The 15,375-nt window shown below is 39.6% G+C and carries 20 protein-coding genes; 4 read left to right on the top strand and 16 right to left on the bottom strand.

Annotated elements, in window-relative coordinates:
* Positions 1-47 precede the first annotated feature (47 nt).
* From HMPREF2571_RS01745 to HMPREF2571_RS01730, 4 genes are read right to left on the bottom strand one after another with little or no spacing between them, the layout of a single operon-like run.
* The gene (locus HMPREF2571_RS01745; RefSeq protein ID WP_070847084.1) at positions 48-410 is read right to left on the bottom strand and encodes a hypothetical protein; all 363 of its coding nucleotides are present in this window, start codon (positions 408-410) and stop codon (positions 48-50) included.
* Between the two features lie 4 nt (positions 411-414).
* The gene (locus HMPREF2571_RS01740; RefSeq protein WP_070847082.1) at positions 415-792 is read right to left on the bottom strand and encodes a hypothetical protein; all 378 of its coding nucleotides are present in this window, start codon (positions 790-792) and stop codon (positions 415-417) included.
* A 12-nt stretch (positions 793-804) separates the two neighbouring features.
* Entirely contained in the window at positions 805-1,167 is a 363-nt protein-coding gene (locus HMPREF2571_RS01735; protein ID WP_070847080.1) for a TIGR02328 family protein, read from the bottom strand.
* Entirely contained in the window at positions 1,164-1,556 is a 393-nt protein-coding gene (locus tag HMPREF2571_RS01730) for a YbgA family protein (RefSeq protein WP_064523350.1), read from the bottom strand. Before HMPREF2571_RS01730 ends, HMPREF2571_RS01735 begins: the two co-directional genes overlap by 4 nt.
* A gap of 173 nt (positions 1,557-1,729) precedes the next feature.
* Here HMPREF2571_RS01730 and HMPREF2571_RS01725 point away from each other — a divergent pair, with 173 nt between their 5' ends.
* Both HMPREF2571_RS01725 and HMPREF2571_RS01720 read left to right on the top strand, forming a co-directional pair.
* The gene (locus tag HMPREF2571_RS01725; RefSeq protein WP_070847077.1) at positions 1,730-2,149 is read left to right on the top strand and encodes an SP_0198 family lipoprotein; all 420 of its coding nucleotides are present in this window, start codon (positions 1,730-1,732) and stop codon (positions 2,147-2,149) included.
* Positions 2,150-2,249: 100 nt separating this feature from the next.
* The gene (locus tag HMPREF2571_RS01720) at positions 2,250-2,447 is read left to right on the top strand and encodes a hypothetical protein (RefSeq protein ID WP_002886034.1); all 198 of its coding nucleotides are present in this window, start codon (positions 2,250-2,252) and stop codon (positions 2,445-2,447) included.
* A gap of 246 nt (positions 2,448-2,693) precedes the next feature.
* Here the strand turns inward: HMPREF2571_RS01720 and HMPREF2571_RS01715 are convergent, their stop codons facing one another.
* The 3 genes from HMPREF2571_RS01715 to HMPREF2571_RS01705 form a co-directional block, all read right to left on the bottom strand.
* Positions 2,694-3,443, bottom strand: a complete 750-nt coding sequence (locus tag HMPREF2571_RS01715; protein WP_045768928.1) for a CPBP family intramembrane glutamic endopeptidase — start codon at positions 3,441-3,443, stop codon at positions 2,694-2,696.
* 91 nt (positions 3,444-3,534) lie between these two features.
* On the bottom strand, positions 3,535-3,846 hold the full coding sequence (locus HMPREF2571_RS01710) for a hypothetical protein (protein ID WP_037603930.1): 312 nt from the start codon (positions 3,844-3,846) through the stop codon (positions 3,535-3,537).
* Positions 3,847-3,953: 107 nt separating this feature from the next.
* Entirely contained in the window at positions 3,954-4,535 is a 582-nt protein-coding gene (locus HMPREF2571_RS01705; protein ID WP_037603931.1) for a TetR/AcrR family transcriptional regulator, read from the bottom strand.
* A 155-nt stretch (positions 4,536-4,690) separates the two neighbouring features.
* Between HMPREF2571_RS01705 and HMPREF2571_RS01700 the strand changes: the two genes are divergently transcribed.
* Positions 4,691-5,284: a class I SAM-dependent methyltransferase gene (locus HMPREF2571_RS01700; protein WP_045768929.1), complete on the top strand. Its 594-nt coding sequence runs from the start codon at positions 4,691-4,693 to the stop codon at positions 5,282-5,284.
* Between the two features lie 96 nt (positions 5,285-5,380).
* Here HMPREF2571_RS01700 and HMPREF2571_RS01695 read toward each other — a convergent pair whose 3' ends face one another.
* The 9 genes from HMPREF2571_RS01695 to HMPREF2571_RS01655 all read right to left on the bottom strand — a co-directional run bounded on the left by HMPREF2571_RS01695 (position 5,381) and on the right by HMPREF2571_RS01655 (position 14,288).
* Positions 5,381-6,070 carry an alpha/beta hydrolase-fold protein gene (locus HMPREF2571_RS01695; RefSeq protein ID WP_045768930.1) on the bottom strand — a complete coding sequence of 230 codons (690 nt, stop codon included), beginning with the start codon at positions 6,068-6,070 and terminating at the stop codon, positions 5,381-5,383.
* On the bottom strand, positions 6,051-7,067 hold the full coding sequence (locus HMPREF2571_RS01690) for an ABC transporter substrate-binding protein (protein WP_045771843.1): 1,017 nt from the start codon (positions 7,065-7,067) through the stop codon (positions 6,051-6,053). Before HMPREF2571_RS01690 ends, HMPREF2571_RS01695 begins: the two co-directional genes overlap by 20 nt.
* A gap of 20 nt (positions 7,068-7,087) precedes the next feature.
* Positions 7,088-7,843, bottom strand: a complete 756-nt coding sequence (locus HMPREF2571_RS01685) for an ABC transporter ATP-binding protein (protein WP_045771844.1) — start codon at positions 7,841-7,843, stop codon at positions 7,088-7,090.
* 4 nt (positions 7,844-7,847) lie between these two features.
* Positions 7,848-8,891, bottom strand: coding sequence for a FecCD family ABC transporter permease (locus tag HMPREF2571_RS01680; protein ID WP_045771845.1), 1,044 nt, complete (start codon positions 8,889-8,891; stop codon positions 7,848-7,850).
* Positions 8,892-9,061: 170 nt separating this feature from the next.
* The gene (locus tag HMPREF2571_RS01675) at positions 9,062-9,814 is read right to left on the bottom strand and encodes a CPBP family intramembrane glutamic endopeptidase (RefSeq protein ID WP_014633354.1); all 753 of its coding nucleotides are present in this window, start codon (positions 9,812-9,814) and stop codon (positions 9,062-9,064) included.
* Between the two features lie 49 nt (positions 9,815-9,863).
* A complete protein-coding gene (locus HMPREF2571_RS01670) occupies positions 9,864-10,703 on the bottom strand; it encodes a DUF4300 family protein (RefSeq protein WP_070847075.1) in 840 nt (279 codons plus the stop codon).
* Between the two features lie 163 nt (positions 10,704-10,866).
* A complete protein-coding gene (locus HMPREF2571_RS01665) occupies positions 10,867-12,570 on the bottom strand; it encodes a glycosyltransferase family 2 protein (protein WP_070847073.1) in 1,704 nt (567 codons plus the stop codon).
* Between the two features lie 475 nt (positions 12,571-13,045).
* Complete coding sequence (locus tag HMPREF2571_RS01660; protein WP_045771848.1) at positions 13,046-13,681, bottom strand: copper homeostasis protein CutC; 636 nt, start codon at positions 13,679-13,681, stop codon at positions 13,046-13,048.
* A gap of 37 nt (positions 13,682-13,718) precedes the next feature.
* On the bottom strand, positions 13,719-14,288 hold the full coding sequence (locus tag HMPREF2571_RS01655; RefSeq protein ID WP_070847071.1) for a TetR/AcrR family transcriptional regulator: 570 nt from the start codon (positions 14,286-14,288) through the stop codon (positions 13,719-13,721).
* A gap of 138 nt (positions 14,289-14,426) precedes the next feature.
* Here HMPREF2571_RS01655 and HMPREF2571_RS01650 point away from each other — a divergent pair, with 138 nt between their 5' ends.
* Positions 14,427-15,257: a DegV family protein gene (locus tag HMPREF2571_RS01650; protein WP_231910696.1), complete on the top strand. Its 831-nt coding sequence runs from the start codon at positions 14,427-14,429 to the stop codon at positions 15,255-15,257.
* Positions 15,258-15,375: the final 118 nt, after the last annotated feature.

Below are 15,375 nucleotides of genomic sequence, written 5' to 3'. Positions count from 1 at the left end.
AAGTATGCACTTAATTTGACAATTCAAGGGGAAGAAAAAGCCCATTCTCACCAGTCTAGCCACATTTCTTTGGCACGAATCACACGGTCTTGCTTATAGTCAATATGGTAAACACGCCAACCACCAATCCAATCGTCCTTCAGCTTGTACTCAACACTTCCTTGAAGATCACTCCCCTTGCCCAAGAGTTTCTCAACTTCTTTTCTCGTCATGCCCTCAAGCTGATACTGCCGGTGAAAACTCCACATGAGTTTGTGTCGCATAGGAGCTGGTGTATGAGCCCAATTTTCAGGCGTAAATACTCGGTCACGAGGGACAATGATTGCAAAATGAACCAGACAAATGATTTCAATGATTAAGCAAAAGGCTTTTCGCCTTTTTCGTCTGGTTTCTGGGGTGAGGTGTGCCATAGGACTACCTGACTTTCTCTTGCTTCCAATGGTCATCCAAAATCACTGTGTGCTCTTTAGAAAAGCGAATAAGGATGTCTCTGGCAACTTGTTGGGATACACGCGCGACATTGGTCAAGTCTAGTCCTAGCTCAGGTGTGTCGTGTTCCAAACGATACTGGTCATCCTCGTATTCAACAAAGATAAAGCTCGTTGACTTTTTATCGCCATAGGTAAGATAGAGACTATCGTAGGATGCTGGGAGTTGCACCAAGGCATCCCAGATATCACTGTCACTTGGGTTCGTAATCGTTGCATAGTCTACCTGATTAGCTGTCGATATACGCATGACAAGGCCTTCTGCTGCTTTCTTTTTAGGTGCTAGCCACTTAAATAAATGCATCGTTTTCCTCCTTTAGATCATGATTCCTTTTTGCTTGAGATTGTCCAGACATTCCTGTAAATAGGCGGCATCATGCTCTGGGTAAATGATGTCTGGTAATGTCTCCGCTTCAAGCCTATCGTAGGCTGGCATCTGCTTGCCTCGATACTCCTTGTCTAGCCACTCGGAGCTGACACGATAGCCACGTTCCGTCATTTCTTGCATAATGAGTTCATGGTATTTAAACAGGCGATATGGAGAATAATCAAAAACATAGTTAACCGTAGCGTGTTTGCGTTGCCAACCCTTGCCACGAAGGGCACAACATTCTCGGTGTTGTCCTAATAGTTGCTGACGAGGTAGTTTTGCAATCAAGTCTTGATGCCACAGTCTCATTTTGAACCCCCATTAATTAAGGTTGACTCCTCCAGATAACGATTAGGATATGTGATTAGGAGCTCTTTGACGGATTCCACCAAACAATGCTGAGGAATTTGGCCTACTGCATAGCTATCCAGTTGGGCCATAAACTTTTCCTTTTCGCTGGCGGTTGCTTTCTTCTTAAAATATCCCCAGATATGTTGGAAGGCATTGACGACCTGACCGGGATTTTCAGGAAGGTTAAGTGCTTGATCAATGTAGGCTTGAACCTGATCCAAACTAACCTCTTCATTCTTGAGATAGTTACGGATTTCCAAGTAAATCTTGTTTGAATGGCTGAGCACCAGATACTTATTGGCTGCCCATAGTTGCTCGCACTGGCGACGTGGATTAGTAGTTGTCATTAGGAACCTTCCTTCTTGCTTTTTATCAGTATAGCATAGTTTAAATGGGGATAATAGATTATGCCTTTGAGAATCCGAAAGAGTGATTTCCAAGTATTTTCAGAAAAGGTTTTTGCTTGGTTTGTTTGTAAGCGTTTGCTATACTTAAGGTATCAAAGAAAGGAGACAAGCCTATGACATTGTCCAAAAAACTCACACTTTCTCTTGCCTCTATGGCAGTTCTTGGTCTTTTAGCAGCCTGCTCAAACCAGAAAGCTCAAACACCTAAAAGCTCTGCTAGCACCCAACAAAGTTCAAGTAAGGTTTCATCTTCACAAAGTTCTGAAGCCTCTAAACAAACTGAAGGGCTAGATGGCACCTATAAAGGGACTGACGAAAATGATCGCATTACTCTTACCATCTCTGGAAATACTGGAACTTGGGAGGAGGACGAGGCAGATGGCGAAAAGGAAAGCAAGCCTGTAACAGTTAACTCTGACAATCAAAGTCTAACGATCGGTGACGACACCAAATATTATAAACTCGACGGTAATCAACTGACTGTTGAAGATGATGACCATGATCCAAATGATACGGTTATCTTGACGAAATAAGATTAAAAACCTTAGCCAAACCACTCTCTGAAATTTAGCTAAGGTTTTTTTATGTTATACTATAGGCAGAAAGAAAACGGATACAAAGAGGAGGTTGACGATGACTCAAAGAAGATTATGGGTGACGCTATTTGTTGTGTCGATTATTGTAACTCTTATTGGACTGGGATTTGCTGTCTATAACTATTATGTCTTTGATAAACCTTTCATGACGACTACTACAAAAGGGTTACTAGCAGCCTTTTTCCTGTGTGCGACAATGGTTGCTATTAGTCTATCCAAATCAAATAAGAAGTAAAAATAAGAAAGAGGTATAAGTTTGCGGAATTATACCTCTTTTCATACAACATTACTTAATCTTGTGTTTATTCATTTTTTCTTCAAAGATACCTGTCATGATTTTACGTAGCTCTTGGCCTTCTTTTTCAGTCTTTAGATGATGAAGCCAAACGAGTCACCTCCTAAAAATGACACTATGTCATTATCTCAACAAATAGGAAAGAAAAGCTCCCACCGAAATTCAGTGAGAGGTTAAAGTCTATTTCTATGATTTTCTCATAGCCACTAGCCAAGAGGCTATCATGATTTCAAAAATAACCAGAAGGATAATCTGAGTGAGTGAACTCTGAACCAGCATGAGAACAGCCAGACTATCAATTAGCATATGGGCAAGGATACAAGGAACAGCTCCTTTCGAGTACTCTTTAAGAGCTCCCAAAAGAAAGCTATTACCTAAAATCATCAGGTAAAAGATGAGATAGTTGGACGAGCCTGCTGTAATCCAAGGGAGTTGATAGATAGGGATATGCCAGAGGAACCAAACAATGGAAAGAACCATCATTTTAGTTATAAAGTGCTTACTAAAGTAAAGATGTTCTTGTAAAAACCAACGCCAACCGACTTCTTCCAGACCGCCATATAAAAAGGTCCAGGGGAAATATAGGAAGAAGGCCAAGAGGGAGTTCCCAGTAAAGCGAACATTCATGAGCAGGATTGAAATCCCATAATAGATGACTGGAATGAAGATAGCTAGGATCCAGGACAGGGGACTTTCTTTTTGAAGAAAGACCTTTTTGAAAAATTCCCCCAAGGATTTAACTTCCCTCAACACAAGAGAAAAGACAGCCGCCATAATCAGGGGAATACAGTTCATTAGGATAAACAGCAGTGAAGCCCCCATACTACTCCTATCTGGGAAAAACCAAAGGATAACTTGCCCAACTAGAAAGGTAGCAAGGAGGGCAGTCAGTGCATACCAGATAGCGACTGATTGTTTTGAAATAAATTTGCTCATTTTTCCTCCGTAAACAGGATAATAAATCAGATAGATCGCACCTTAATCCGCATCGACTCAAAGATGGTATTGTTCACGATCTTTATAAATCTTACTTAATCTTGTGTTTATTCATTTTTTCTTCAAAGATGCCTGTCATGATTTTTCGCAACTCTTGGCCTTCTTTTTCAGGAAGGTCCCCTTGGCGTTTGGCTACTGCGTAGAGTGCAGGATATTGCTTAGCCACACGCTCCACCGTCTTGGTCGTCGCATGGCCTCTGACAAAAAAAGGAATGCGTTTAATCCATTCTTGAGGTACGAGAGCGAGCAACTTCTTAGCCGCTTCCTTGTCAGAAATCTCAGCTGTACTCAAACCTTTTTCGATTTGCTTTTGTTCTTGTTCTGTAAAATCTTTTAATTCCATACCTTGCTCCTCTTTATCTTTGTATAGTAGATTTTACACCCTTGTATGAGAATATACAACTGATTAAGATGAATGAGGCAAGTCATAAAATACCATAAAAGATAGGCTCAATTTTTTCCAAAAATACCATACAAAAAAATCTGATGAATTTGCTCAACCTCTGTCTCTAAATTGTCACTGTTGTCTAACTGATTTCCCATACTATTAAGAGCATCCATGACATTTAAGATAAGCTCTGTCGATAGGTCTTCAGCAATAGCCCCCTCTTCTTTTCCTAGCTCAATATAAGCACGATAGATATCACGTTTTTTTGCAGTGATCGCTTTCGCTAAGAGAGTTGAAAAAGTAGGTTCTTTCACCATTTTATCTTGAAAATAGTCCGAGATTTGCCGACTCATTTTCTCCTGACATAGGGAAAAAGCCTGGTTTAATTTTGTTTTAAAATCTAGATTACTATTTAAAATGTCCTCAGCTTGCTGTGTGACTTCTTCAAACAAGTCATTAACACAGAGAGCTACCAAATTATCTTTGCCCCCGAAATAATTGTAGATAGAAACTGGTGATACTTCTGCTACCTCTGCAATAGATTTTATACTCGTTTCCTTAAAACCTTTTTCTTTAAATAATTGTAAGGCTGCTTGAATAATCGCTTGCTTCTTTTTCTCAGTCGTCTTTTGATATTGATTCATGTGAACACCTCTGTTACTACCAATTGTAGCATAAGTTTGAAATTAATGAGCATATATTTCATTTTTTCTTGCTATTCTTACTAGCTTTCTCTATAATAAAGTTTGAATTTTAATCATGTATATTTCAAATTTTATTTTCAAAAATGGGAGGGAACATGCTCATTCAATATCTTATAAAGCAATCTAGAAAACCGAGTGGTCTTGTCGGTCGATTGATTACCAACATCTGGTCGTCCTATTTCAAGGAACTCAGCCTTTGGGCAATCAAACAAACCACTATCCCCAACAATAGTCGGATTTTAGAAATCGGCTATGGCGGTGGCAGCACTATTAAGAACCTTCTTGAGTTAGATAAAAATCTTGACATTCATGGTATTGATATTTCCGAAGAGTCTTATCATACTGCTAGACGAATTCATTCAGATGCTATAGAAAACAGAAGTGTTAAGCTGAGGATTGGCAATGTAGCAAACCTTCCCTACCAAAATAATGATTTTGATTTGGTATTTGCCATCCAGACACATATTTTCTGGGAGGATTTAAAACAGAGTTTTCAGGAAATCTATAGAGTCATGTCCAATCCTTCCACTTTGATTATTGCTTCCGAGAAAGAAAAAATAAAATATCATATGACAGATTATGGAACAAGCCATGAATTGAAACAGTTGTTAGCAAGCATTGGCTTTTCAAAGATTGAAGAAAAGCAAAATTACAAATGGGTTGTGTATGTTGTCACTAAGAGTGATTAGGAAATTAAGCATAACAAAAAGTAGTGAAGTGATTCCATCGTCGGAACTTTCTTCACTACTTTTCTTATCTCTTTCCTACTCACCACTATCAGCAATTCAGAGTTGCCACTGCTCAATCAACCAATCCGAAAAAGCGTCATATCTTTCTTGGAGATGGTCATGATGTCCGTAGGGGTCAAATGCTGAATAAGTAGACACGCTCTGTTTTTTGATAAGTTCATGCACTTCTTTGGCATAACTAGGAGCTTTGGCCAGTCTATTCTTATGATTAGCCCCCTCGGTCAAACCGTTATGTAAATAGACTGAGCAAGACTTATTGATGGGCTGGTGGGCTTTGCAGTAAGCTACAAAATTTGGATACCAGAAGGATCCACAAATGGAGAAGAGCAAAGGCATCTTATCACTGCTATAAAGACTGGAAATAGCAGCCAAACCACCCAGCGAGTATCCTCCGTAAGCCATACGACTTTCATCCAGTCGAAACTCCTGTGTGATGCTTTTGAAAATATGCCCAAATAGATGGTCATGATAGCTGGCTAGCTTTCCGCCAAAATCAGAGCTTCCAGGTCTCAGAGCCTGAGCCTGCCAAGGCGTAAAATCATCCAAGCGACTCTGAGGTTCAAGTCCAACCAGGATAACAGAATCTTCCAACTTTCCCAGATAATCAAGCTGCCCATCGTTCAGAAAAACTACTGGATAAGCCTTCTTGGAATCATAGGACTCAGGAAGGGCAACTGTAACCTGAATGTCATGGCAGACAAAGTCTTTATTTATTAACAAAGTCATTAACCTTTTCAAGAGAATCAATCACAGATGGACCGTAATCCATAAGCTCATCATAAGAAATAGTCATGATTTTCTTGTTTTTAACGGCTGGAACATTTTCAAGAACAGCGTTCTTTTCCATCTTGTCTGTTGCTTCCTTGTCCATGGCCTTATTACGGTCACTGGTTACATAGATAATCAATTCTGGTTCCATTGACACGAGATTTTCCAGAGTCAAATCTGATGTTCCTGTCGCAACATTGGTATAACCAAGCTGATTGAGCATACTTTCTTGAAGGGCAGATTTGTAAGTTCCAAAGGTCTCATCGTTGTAAGCACACATGATAAGAGCCTTCTTCAAGTCTTTGTCAGAAGACTTGTTTTTCTTTTTAACAGCGTCGATACGCTTTTGAAGTTGTCCCGCATACTTGTCTGCCTTGTCTTGAACGTTGAAAATGTCACCAATATTTTTAACATCTTCGATGATATTATTCAAATCTTGTTTAGTTGTTGAAACAGAAGCTTTTTGCGTATAGACAGGAATGTCGTTGCTGTTCCATGTACTGATGGTTCCCATTGACTTGTCTGAGAACATCATGTTACGACCAATAAGAGCATCTGGTCCGTAAGCCAAGATGGCTTCTTGAGAAATTGTTTTCTTATCACCGATATGTGGGATTGAAGCAATGTCATCCTTATATTTATCGGTTACTTCATTGTCAGGGTTAAGCATACCGACAATTTTGTCTTTCAAACCAAGCTCAATCAAGATTTCAGTTGATGAAAGGTTGTTGGTGATAACCTTTTCTGGTGCCTTTTTGAAGACTTGATCTAGCTCAGTTCCTTTATCGTCATAAGTTTTGACAGTCAAAGGATACTGGGTTTCTGACTTGGTCTTTTTCACCGTTTCTTTTGCTGTTGATGACGATGATGTGCTGTTTTTATATGTAGAACTGCATGCTGTCAATGTGAGGACTGCTGCAGCGATTAATGCGATACGAAATGTTTTCTTGTTCATAAGGCCTTCCTTTCCTAGGCTTATAAATACTGAATCATTGCCTGCTGGTCATCCGTCCAGGTAATACGACTCTGAACATCATAAACCGCCTGCAAGGATTGTGGGGTTACGGCATCCCTTGGGACACCTTGGGCAACAATCTCACCCCCTTTCATTAAGTAGATATAATCTGAAAAACGACAGGCCAGTTGAATATCGTGGAGAACTGCGAGAACATTGATGCCGAGTTCCTTGACCAAGGCCAACATCTCCAACTGATACTTAATGTCCAAATGATTAGTAGGCTCATCCAATAAAAGTAGTTTGGGTTCCTGAGCCAAGGCACGCGCTAGGATGACTCTTTGTTTTTCGCCACCTGATAAGGACGAATAATAGCGTGTCTTCTTTTCAGACATGCCAACCTTGTCTAGGGCATCCTGAACGAGGACGTGATCCCGCTCTGATTCTTTTTGCAAAAAGGAAAGGTGGGGCGTTCGGCCAAGCATGACAATTTCTTCCACCGTACAATCAAATTGAAGGGTGTTAAACTGTGTCACAACGGCCATTTCTTTTGCAGTTTCCTTTAGGCTTACCTGGTCTAGGGATTTTCCATCAAGAAAAATCTGACCGCTATCTGGTTTCAACTGGCGGTAAATCGTTTTGAGCAAGGTTGATTTTCCACTCCCATTTGGTCCCAGTATGGTCTGGAATTGCCCACCTTCAACCTCAAGAGAGACACCGTTTAGGATTTTTTTCTCTCCAATCGAATAATGAATATCCTGACACTTTACATCCATAAGTCTAAACCACCTTCCTACGATTTCTAGTCACAATATAAATAAAGAAAGGTGCGCCAACCAAGGCTGTAAAGATTCCGATAGGTAGCTCCGCATTTTTGACGAGGATTCTAGCTAAAACGTCTGCCCAAACCACAAACAAGGAACCTAAGAGAGTTGCCACTGGGAAAAGCTTACGATAGTTAGTCCCGACTAAACTTCTAGCAATATGAGGGGTAATCAAGCCGACAAAGCCAATAATCCCACAGCTAGCAACTAAGATGGCCGTTATGACCGCAACAATGGCAATGTAAAGATACCAGTAGAGTCTAAGTGGAATCCCTAAAGTCAAAGCTGCTTCATCTCCCATCATCATGGCATTGAAGACACGATACTGAGTTGAGAAAAAGAGAAAGGCCAAACCAACCACTACTGCTGGAAGCATCACATCTGACCAAGATGTTCCTGTCAATGAACCCATGGTCCAAAACTTAATGGTCATGACACTGTCTGCTGTCGCTCCAATAGAGATTATAAAATTGGCAAAGGCAATAAAGAGGGCATTGACAACCGTTCCAGATAAAATCAGGCCAGATGTGGTCACTCTCCCCTGCATAGAGGCAATGATTAGGACAAGAATCGTCGCTAGGATAGCCCCCACAAAGGCACCCAAGCCTACCACAGCCTTAAGGCCTAAAATGATGGCCAAGGTTGCTCCAAAAGTTGCCCCTGCCGAGATTCCCAGGATATAGGGTTCGGCAATCGGATTATTGACGGTTGACTGCATGACACTCCCAGACATGGAAAGACCTGCACCAACTATTAACCCTAGGAGAACCCTAGGAACTCGCATATTCCAGATAATAGCTTCAAGTGGCTTGGCTATGCTATGACTGGCAATCGGAAGCCCCAATTTACTGAAGATGACACCATAGGTATCACCTATATCTATAGTGACCGCCCCTAAAGACACTGCTACAAAAACTGACGCTACTAGTAAAACTAGAAGCAAACAGAGCAGGCTTAGGTAGCGGGAAAAAACAAGGTGTTTTGTTTTTTTAAAAGGCATTAGCACCTCCTTTCCACCTGTAATGTCAGAAAATTTTGACAATACCTTTCTAGTATAACATGCCTCAAAAATATGGGCAAGGTCATTTGAGGCTTACAAAGAAAAAAAGAGCAGTCACTTAACTACTCTTAGGAATTATAACTAACTAAAACAATGAAAATCAAGCTAGCTTAGGATTTCACTTTCTCCATACTGCTACCAGCAATTTTCATTGCAAGAAGAATTATCAACACCTTAATCACAAGGGATAACCAAAGGCTCTCCTCAGTTGATGACAGTTGCGATAAAGCATTGACTAGCGCATGAGTCATGACACAAAGCCAAAGGCTTCTGGTCTTGGTATAAATAGCGGATAAGATAAAACAGTTGCTTAATAAACCTAGCAAAAATGGCAATAAATGAATCGTGGCCAGAGAGCCATCAATGTAAAAATAGAGGATATGCCATAGTGACCACGCCAAAAATGTAAAGAGCGTGGACACTAGATAGGTCAACTTTTCTTGCAAAGCAGGCTGGAAAAAATAGCGCCAACCGATTTCTTCGATACCACCAAAGACAAGGGTTTTGCAAAATAAGATAATGGGGAGATACCAAGCCTGAATAATCATCCCTCCACTCAAGACCAGTGGTAAAAAATCCAAACCTAGAAAAATGAGGACTAAGAGATAGTTACTAAGAGGCTGTTTGACTTGGAAAAAATCTCTGACAAGTTGTTTAAAACTAGAGTGATGATAGCGGATGCTAACATAGCCTCCCCAAATGGCTGATGACAAGCCACCTAAGATAAGGGTAAAGAGGCCAATTGGAGTTCCATAATCAACCCTAACTCCTCCTGCTCTTAGCAACCAAACTAGGAGACTGACCAGTAAGATTTGTCCAAGGGTCCCCACTAGATAAAGCAACAAGGCTTGTTTTCTTTTCATATCTTGCTTCCTTTTTCTTGCCTATTTAAAACCTTCTTCTCACCTTAAGCTAGTCCATATCCACCCATTTGCCATTGTCCATGATAAAGGGTTTGGCTAGACCCGGTCCGGTATAATCCTTGTACTTGGTTGTGAGATACTTGTAGCAATCTTTCTTACTAGCAAATTTTATGGCTTGGTAGGGCTCTTCGAAGGTCAATTTTTCGACAAATAAGTATCCATCTGTCGTAGGTACCAGGACGCCAACGTGACCGACAAAAAGGGAATCTCCATCCAGATTATCGTGGACAACGACTGACAGCATGCGTGCCTTGTCATCAAAGGTGAATTGCTTGTAGTAATCCTCCATATGCTTGGCGTGAACCTTGACATCTTGGGTGGCGTCAGTCTTGACCCTTGAAAAAAGAATCTCAAAGTCTGCCTGATTCTTGGCATCAAAGAGCTTGCCCTTGTCAATGGCATCCTTATCTTGGAAAAGGAGCTCACTATCACTTTTGACTTGTGGAATCTTGATTTTGCCTTTCAGTAGCGTATAGGTGTTGATACGACAGTTGGTGCCGATAAAGTCACCATGCTTGGCTGTCCACAGGCTACTGATTTTTTCCACATCATAGTCTGTTTTGCTAAATGGTGCAAAATCCCCAGATAATCCAACAGAACCCACGGTATCATTGTAATCTCTAACCAGATTGATAAAGTTATCCACACTCCCCTTGTCTAAATGTTTCGAGAGAATGGAACGCACCTCATTAAGACTGGCCTTGCTATTTAGGTTGGAGTAGCTTGGTTTTTCCTCCTTTTTGGGGATATGTGTAAAAACTGCTAAACCAACGAGTAATAGGCTAGCGATAGATAGAAGAATTAGCGTCTGTTTTTTCAAATGTTTCATAGGCGCCTCCTTGGCTTCATTATACCAGATTTTGCTGACTACTCATTCTCAAGATACTTTTCCACAAAAAAAGCCTTGTTGCCAAGGCTTTAGAATAATTATTAATTAAGCTTAAATTCTCTACAATTACAAGAAAGGTACTATTACTTATCAAATTGTTGCCTCATCGTAGAGAAGAATCTAGATGATGCTTACGTAAAGCATGTAGGTGATAATTTCCTCCCAATTCTGTCCATTCAATATTGTGATAAAACCACCAAATATTGCGATATTCTTGATTACTTTGAACACCCCGAGACTCACTATAAGGTGAATAGCTAATAATTCCCGGAAAATCCTGGTCTGAAACCATAGAATCATTAGTGAAGTACATACAATGATTCAAAAAGTTACCGTCAGAATCTAACTCCAACCAATTAGATTTACAGAGACAATCAAGATTATTTTGACAAACTCCTTCGACCTTCACTGAACTTTCATCTTGTTTATCAGTCATTGCCCGAAATGCTTTTTCTTTCTTTAAAGAACTGATATTTACCAATATAACACCTGTATCAAAACTAAATTTTCCTTGTTTCAATGACATATTACTAACATGCTCTCTCACAGTAGCTACCGGATACTCTCCCATATCCATATCAAAAAGATCATCTAATTTTTTTGTAATAATTACATTTTGTCCGAGGTATAGTACTTTATCTTCCCCTACAAAATCTCTTATCACGGAGTACAAACTCTGAAAATCATAAATAATACACTCATGATTCAAATTACCATTATCAGGTATACGACAGTCTACAATCTCCGAGTCAAATTCCTCCAAACGTCTATCCATTAGTTGAAACCACTCACAGGGAAAATCATGATTTACAAGATAAAAGCGGAGTGAGCGATTATGAAAACAAATGGACTTAATAGTCGTTTGAATTTCGTACAGATTGCGAAAGTGGGATACCAAAATAATGGCTTTTTTATTGTCTTTATGCATCGGTGTAAGATAGTTTAATAAATCTCTCTTTTCTTTCATTTGGTAAAAGATGTGAGACTTTGGTAGCTTCCTATTTTCAATTTCTGAAATAAAGAAATTTAACGAATCCATATAACCTTTTTTATACGCCCTCAGTGGATATCCCAGAGTCGCCAACATTGATAATCGTTCCTCTTGAATTAAAAGACTCTCATTAAACCAGTCAACCGTCCAATTACGCGATAAACTCTCTCCTCGATGTCGATAAATATAAGATCCTTTATGGATATAGACTATTTTTTCTGATTTCAAGAAAACTTTCAAATTAAATAAGGCATCTTCCCCCGTCCTTGCCAATGGAAAGTGAAGATCATTAAGAATTTCTTTTCGATAAATTTTTGCCCAAGGAACAATTAAAGCGGCATTTTTCGACTCTCTAGAATCATTTAATAAGTTCATTACTGAATAATTGTCATAAATTTCTTCATAATAGTCATTTGACATATGGAAGTAAAAGTTAGAATCTTCATCATTGAAGCTGGTATAATTTTCAAAAACAATATCTGCTTGATATTCTTCAATTTTTTCATATAAGACTTCAACATAAGTCGGTTCAATCCAATCATCAGAGTCTATAAAAATAATATATTCAGAAGTAGCAAAGTCTAATCCTAAATTACGCGCTTCGGACACGCCTCCATTTTCCTTTTCTAGATAAACAATTCGGTTATCTCGTGCTTCATATTCCTGACAAATAGCACCAGAATTATCCGTCGAACCATCATTCACAATAATGACCTCGAACTGATTAAAAGTCTGTCCTAAAATACTATCCAGACATTGCCTTAAGTATTTTTCTACATTAAAGACTGGCACAATAATGCTAACGAGTTTTTTCATTTATAAATCTCCATCATAACTACAATTGGTTTTTATCTGCATAATCCTTTTTAAATAATGTCATGATTAATTTCATATCCATAAATATTAATGCTATCTAAAAATAGGTATTATTCATAAGATTTCATTAACTTCTCACTATACATATTTTCTAATCACTATTTACTCTATTATTACTAGTTACACTTGGTCTATCAATTACTAAGTATTCATTCAAAATTTCTTCAACTGCTATGAGGCGTAAACTATCACATAACCTATCACTGAAAGTTCCTTGCTCGCAAGTTTTATGACAAACAAAACACTTACTATCATTCATTATTGCATTTTACACTTTTTCCGAAGTCAAAGAAAAATATTACTAATACTCTTTGTGAACAGTACAATTAAAATGTTCGGAAATACTAGAGATATATGGGTAAGTTCATTTTAATAGTAAACTAGAACCAAGCCAAGAAGCTGGTTCCATTGAAATCTAAAAGGCGACACGTGTTCCATGAACTTGCTCAAGACCAGGTATGGCAAGAAATTGGTCACGATTAGCCAGGGAGATACCACCACCGGCTAAAATCTCCAACTGACCTTCTGCTAACCCAACCAATTCTGCATAACGTTTCAAGCGTGATTCTAAATCAGTCTCGGGAGTCCCAGCACGTGTGAGAAGACGCGTCACACCGTGGTCCTTAAGCCATTGGATAGCACTAGGTTGATCTGCTTTAGGAATCTGGTCAAAGGCCATATGCATGGTAACCTCTAAGCCTCGACAGGCATCTAGCAAGGCCTTTAGAGCCTCTGTATCGAGTTGATTTTCTGAAGTCAAAGCACCAAGTGCAAAGCCGTCAACACCCAAGTCACGCGCACATTTGATATCTTCTAGCATGATAGCCAATTCCTGCTGGCTATAGACAAAGTCGCCCCCTCGTGGACGGATCATCACAATCACCTTAGCCTGATAATCCTTGGCCAGCTCAACGGCTGCCTTTATGACACCATAAGAAGGCGTCGTGCCTCCAACAGCCAGATTATCACACAACTCCACGCGTTGAGCACCGGCTTTAAAAGCTTTTTCTAAGTTAGTGACATTCTCTGCACAAAATTCATAAATTGGCATACTGAACCTCCTATTAGTTGTAGTAGCGAGGGGATTACTACTTCTTCTTATGTGGAAAAAGGGGAAGGCCGAGCTTAGCAATCTTTTCTGCTGGGGTCTTCATGCCATCCTTGACCCATTTGGAAATTACTGAAACAATAGCCGAGCTCCAGAAGGAATTAAGGTAGCTACCGGAACCATTTGATGAGCTACCATTTCGTTTTTCCAAAAAATCATAAACAGCCTTGGTCAATACCTGCTCAAAATTATAATCAATGGCAAGACTGATGATTTTGGCTTCTTTTTTGACTTCTTTAAGGAGATAAACCCAGACTTGGTAAAGATCTGTCTTGAGATTATAGCCGTCCAAAGACTTGGTAATCTTTGCAATACTAGACTCAAAAATAGACTTCAAAATCTCTTCCTTGGACCCATAATTGCGATAAAAGGCAGCACGAGATACACCTGCACGCTCAACCAGTTCCGATATGGTAATCTTTTTAAAGTCTTTTTTCTCCAACAATTGCAGGAGAGAAATTTCGATGGATTCTCGTGTAATTGCCTTGTTTTCTTGGTTAAATCGTTTCAGATTTTCCAAGGATTTCTCTGAGATTTTTCTTTCTGCCATAACATTCACTTTCTATCTGTCACACCTGATGAGATCTACTATGATAGCAATACACTTCATGATAAAATTGTAAAAGAAGACAAAACACTTGTCAATGTACATTATGCAGATATGAGGTATAAACCTATGAAATAGAAAATTATTGCGGATTCAGGCTGTGACTACCGTTCTTTAGACAATCTGGCACCAGATACGGAGTTTGTCAGTGTCCCTTTGACTATCCAAGTGGGCGAAACCATTTACAGGGATGATGCCCAACTCAATATTGATCAAATGATGGAGGAGATGTATGCGACTACAACTGCTTCAAAATCTGCTTGTCCAAGTCCTGATGACTACATGAAGTCCTTTGAAGGGGCGGACAATATCGTCGTCGTGACGATTACTGGAACCCTTTCTGGTAGCTATAATAGTGCTGAAATCGCTAAGAAAATTTATCTTGAAGAGCATCCTGATACCAAGATTCACGTCATTGATAGCCTGTCAGCTGGTGGCGAGGTCGACCTGCTCGTTCGTAAGCTCAATCGCTTAGTTGCTGAAGGCCTTGATTTTAACCAAGTCCTTGATGCTATCACAGCTTACCAATCTAAGACTAAGTTGCTCTTTGTTTTAGCCAAAGTTGATAATTTGGTGAAAAATGGTCGTCTAAGTAAACTAGTTGGCACCGTTGTTGGACTCCTCAATATCCGTATGGTCGGTGAAGCTAGTATGACGGGTACCCTTGAGTTACTTCAAAAAGCTCGTGGTCAAAAGAAAGCTATCAAAGCTGCCTTTGATGAACTGATCAAGGCTGGTTATACAGGTGGACATATTACGATTGCCCACCGCAACAATGACAAATTTATCGAGCACTTCTCTGAATTGGTTCGTGAAAAATTTGCCCATGCAAGCATCGAAACCCTTCCAACTTCTGGACTTTGTAGTTTTTATGCCGAAGAAGGCGGACTCCTTATGGGATATGAAATTTAAGAAGACATCGAATAGAGGCTGTACTAGATGTTCAGTCTTTTTTAAATCCTACTCTGTTATTAGATAATCAGTAGAATAAAATTTTATAACGCCCTATTGTAAAATGAAGTGCAACACA

It is taken from the genome of Streptococcus sp. HMSC068F04, assembly GCF_001837455.1.
Taxonomy (GTDB): domain Bacteria; phylum Bacillota; class Bacilli; order Lactobacillales; family Streptococcaceae; genus Streptococcus; species Streptococcus salivarius_D.
Note: the sequence above shows the minus strand (reverse complement) of the source record. Positions and strands in the feature narration are given on the sequence as shown.

Coding starts and splice junctions, on each gene's coding strand:
- HMPREF2571_RS01745 (WP_070847084.1), bottom strand. CDS start 410: ATGGCACACCTCACCCCAGAAACCAGACGAAAAAGGCGAAAAGCCTTT.
- HMPREF2571_RS01740 (WP_070847082.1), bottom strand. CDS start 792: ATGCATTTATTTAAGTGGCTAGCACCTAAAAAGAAAGCAGCAGAAGGC.
- HMPREF2571_RS01735 (WP_070847080.1), bottom strand. CDS start 1,167: ATGAGACTGTGGCATCAAGACTTGATTGCAAAACTACCTCGTCAGCAA.
- HMPREF2571_RS01730 (WP_064523350.1), bottom strand. CDS start 1,556: ATGACAACTACTAATCCACGTCGCCAGTGCGAGCAACTATGGGCAGCC.
- HMPREF2571_RS01725 (WP_070847077.1), top strand. CDS start 1,730: ATGACATTGTCCAAAAAACTCACACTTTCTCTTGCCTCTATGGCAGTT.
- HMPREF2571_RS01720 (WP_002886034.1), top strand. CDS start 2,250: ATGACTCAAAGAAGATTATGGGTGACGCTATTTGTTGTGTCGATTATT.
- HMPREF2571_RS01715 (WP_045768928.1), bottom strand. CDS start 3,443: ATGAGCAAATTTATTTCAAAACAATCAGTCGCTATCTGGTATGCACTG.
- HMPREF2571_RS01710 (WP_037603930.1), bottom strand. CDS start 3,846: ATGGAATTAAAAGATTTTACAGAACAAGAACAAAAGCAAATCGAAAAA.
- HMPREF2571_RS01705 (WP_037603931.1), bottom strand. CDS start 4,535: ATGAATCAATATCAAAAGACGACTGAGAAAAAGAAGCAAGCGATTATT.
- HMPREF2571_RS01700 (WP_045768929.1), top strand. CDS start 4,691: ATGCTCATTCAATATCTTATAAAGCAATCTAGAAAACCGAGTGGTCTT.
- HMPREF2571_RS01695 (WP_045768930.1), bottom strand. CDS start 6,070: ATGACTTTGTTAATAAATAAAGACTTTGTCTGCCATGACATTCAGGTT.
- HMPREF2571_RS01690 (WP_045771843.1), bottom strand. CDS start 7,067: ATGAACAAGAAAACATTTCGTATCGCATTAATCGCTGCAGCAGTCCTC.
- HMPREF2571_RS01685 (WP_045771844.1), bottom strand. CDS start 7,843: ATGGATGTAAAGTGTCAGGATATTCATTATTCGATTGGAGAGAAAAAA.
- HMPREF2571_RS01680 (WP_045771845.1), bottom strand. CDS start 8,891: ATGCCTTTTAAAAAAACAAAACACCTTGTTTTTTCCCGCTACCTAAGC.
- HMPREF2571_RS01675 (WP_014633354.1), bottom strand. CDS start 9,814: ATGAAAAGAAAACAAGCCTTGTTGCTTTATCTAGTGGGGACCCTTGGA.
- HMPREF2571_RS01670 (WP_070847075.1), bottom strand. CDS start 10,703: ATGAAACATTTGAAAAAACAGACGCTAATTCTTCTATCTATCGCTAGC.
- HMPREF2571_RS01665 (WP_070847073.1), bottom strand. CDS start 12,570: ATGAAAAAACTCGTTAGCATTATTGTGCCAGTCTTTAATGTAGAAAAA.
- HMPREF2571_RS01660 (WP_045771848.1), bottom strand. CDS start 13,681: ATGCCAATTTATGAATTTTGTGCAGAGAATGTCACTAACTTAGAAAAA.
- HMPREF2571_RS01655 (WP_070847071.1), bottom strand. CDS start 14,288: ATGGCAGAAAGAAAAATCTCAGAGAAATCCTTGGAAAATCTGAAACGA.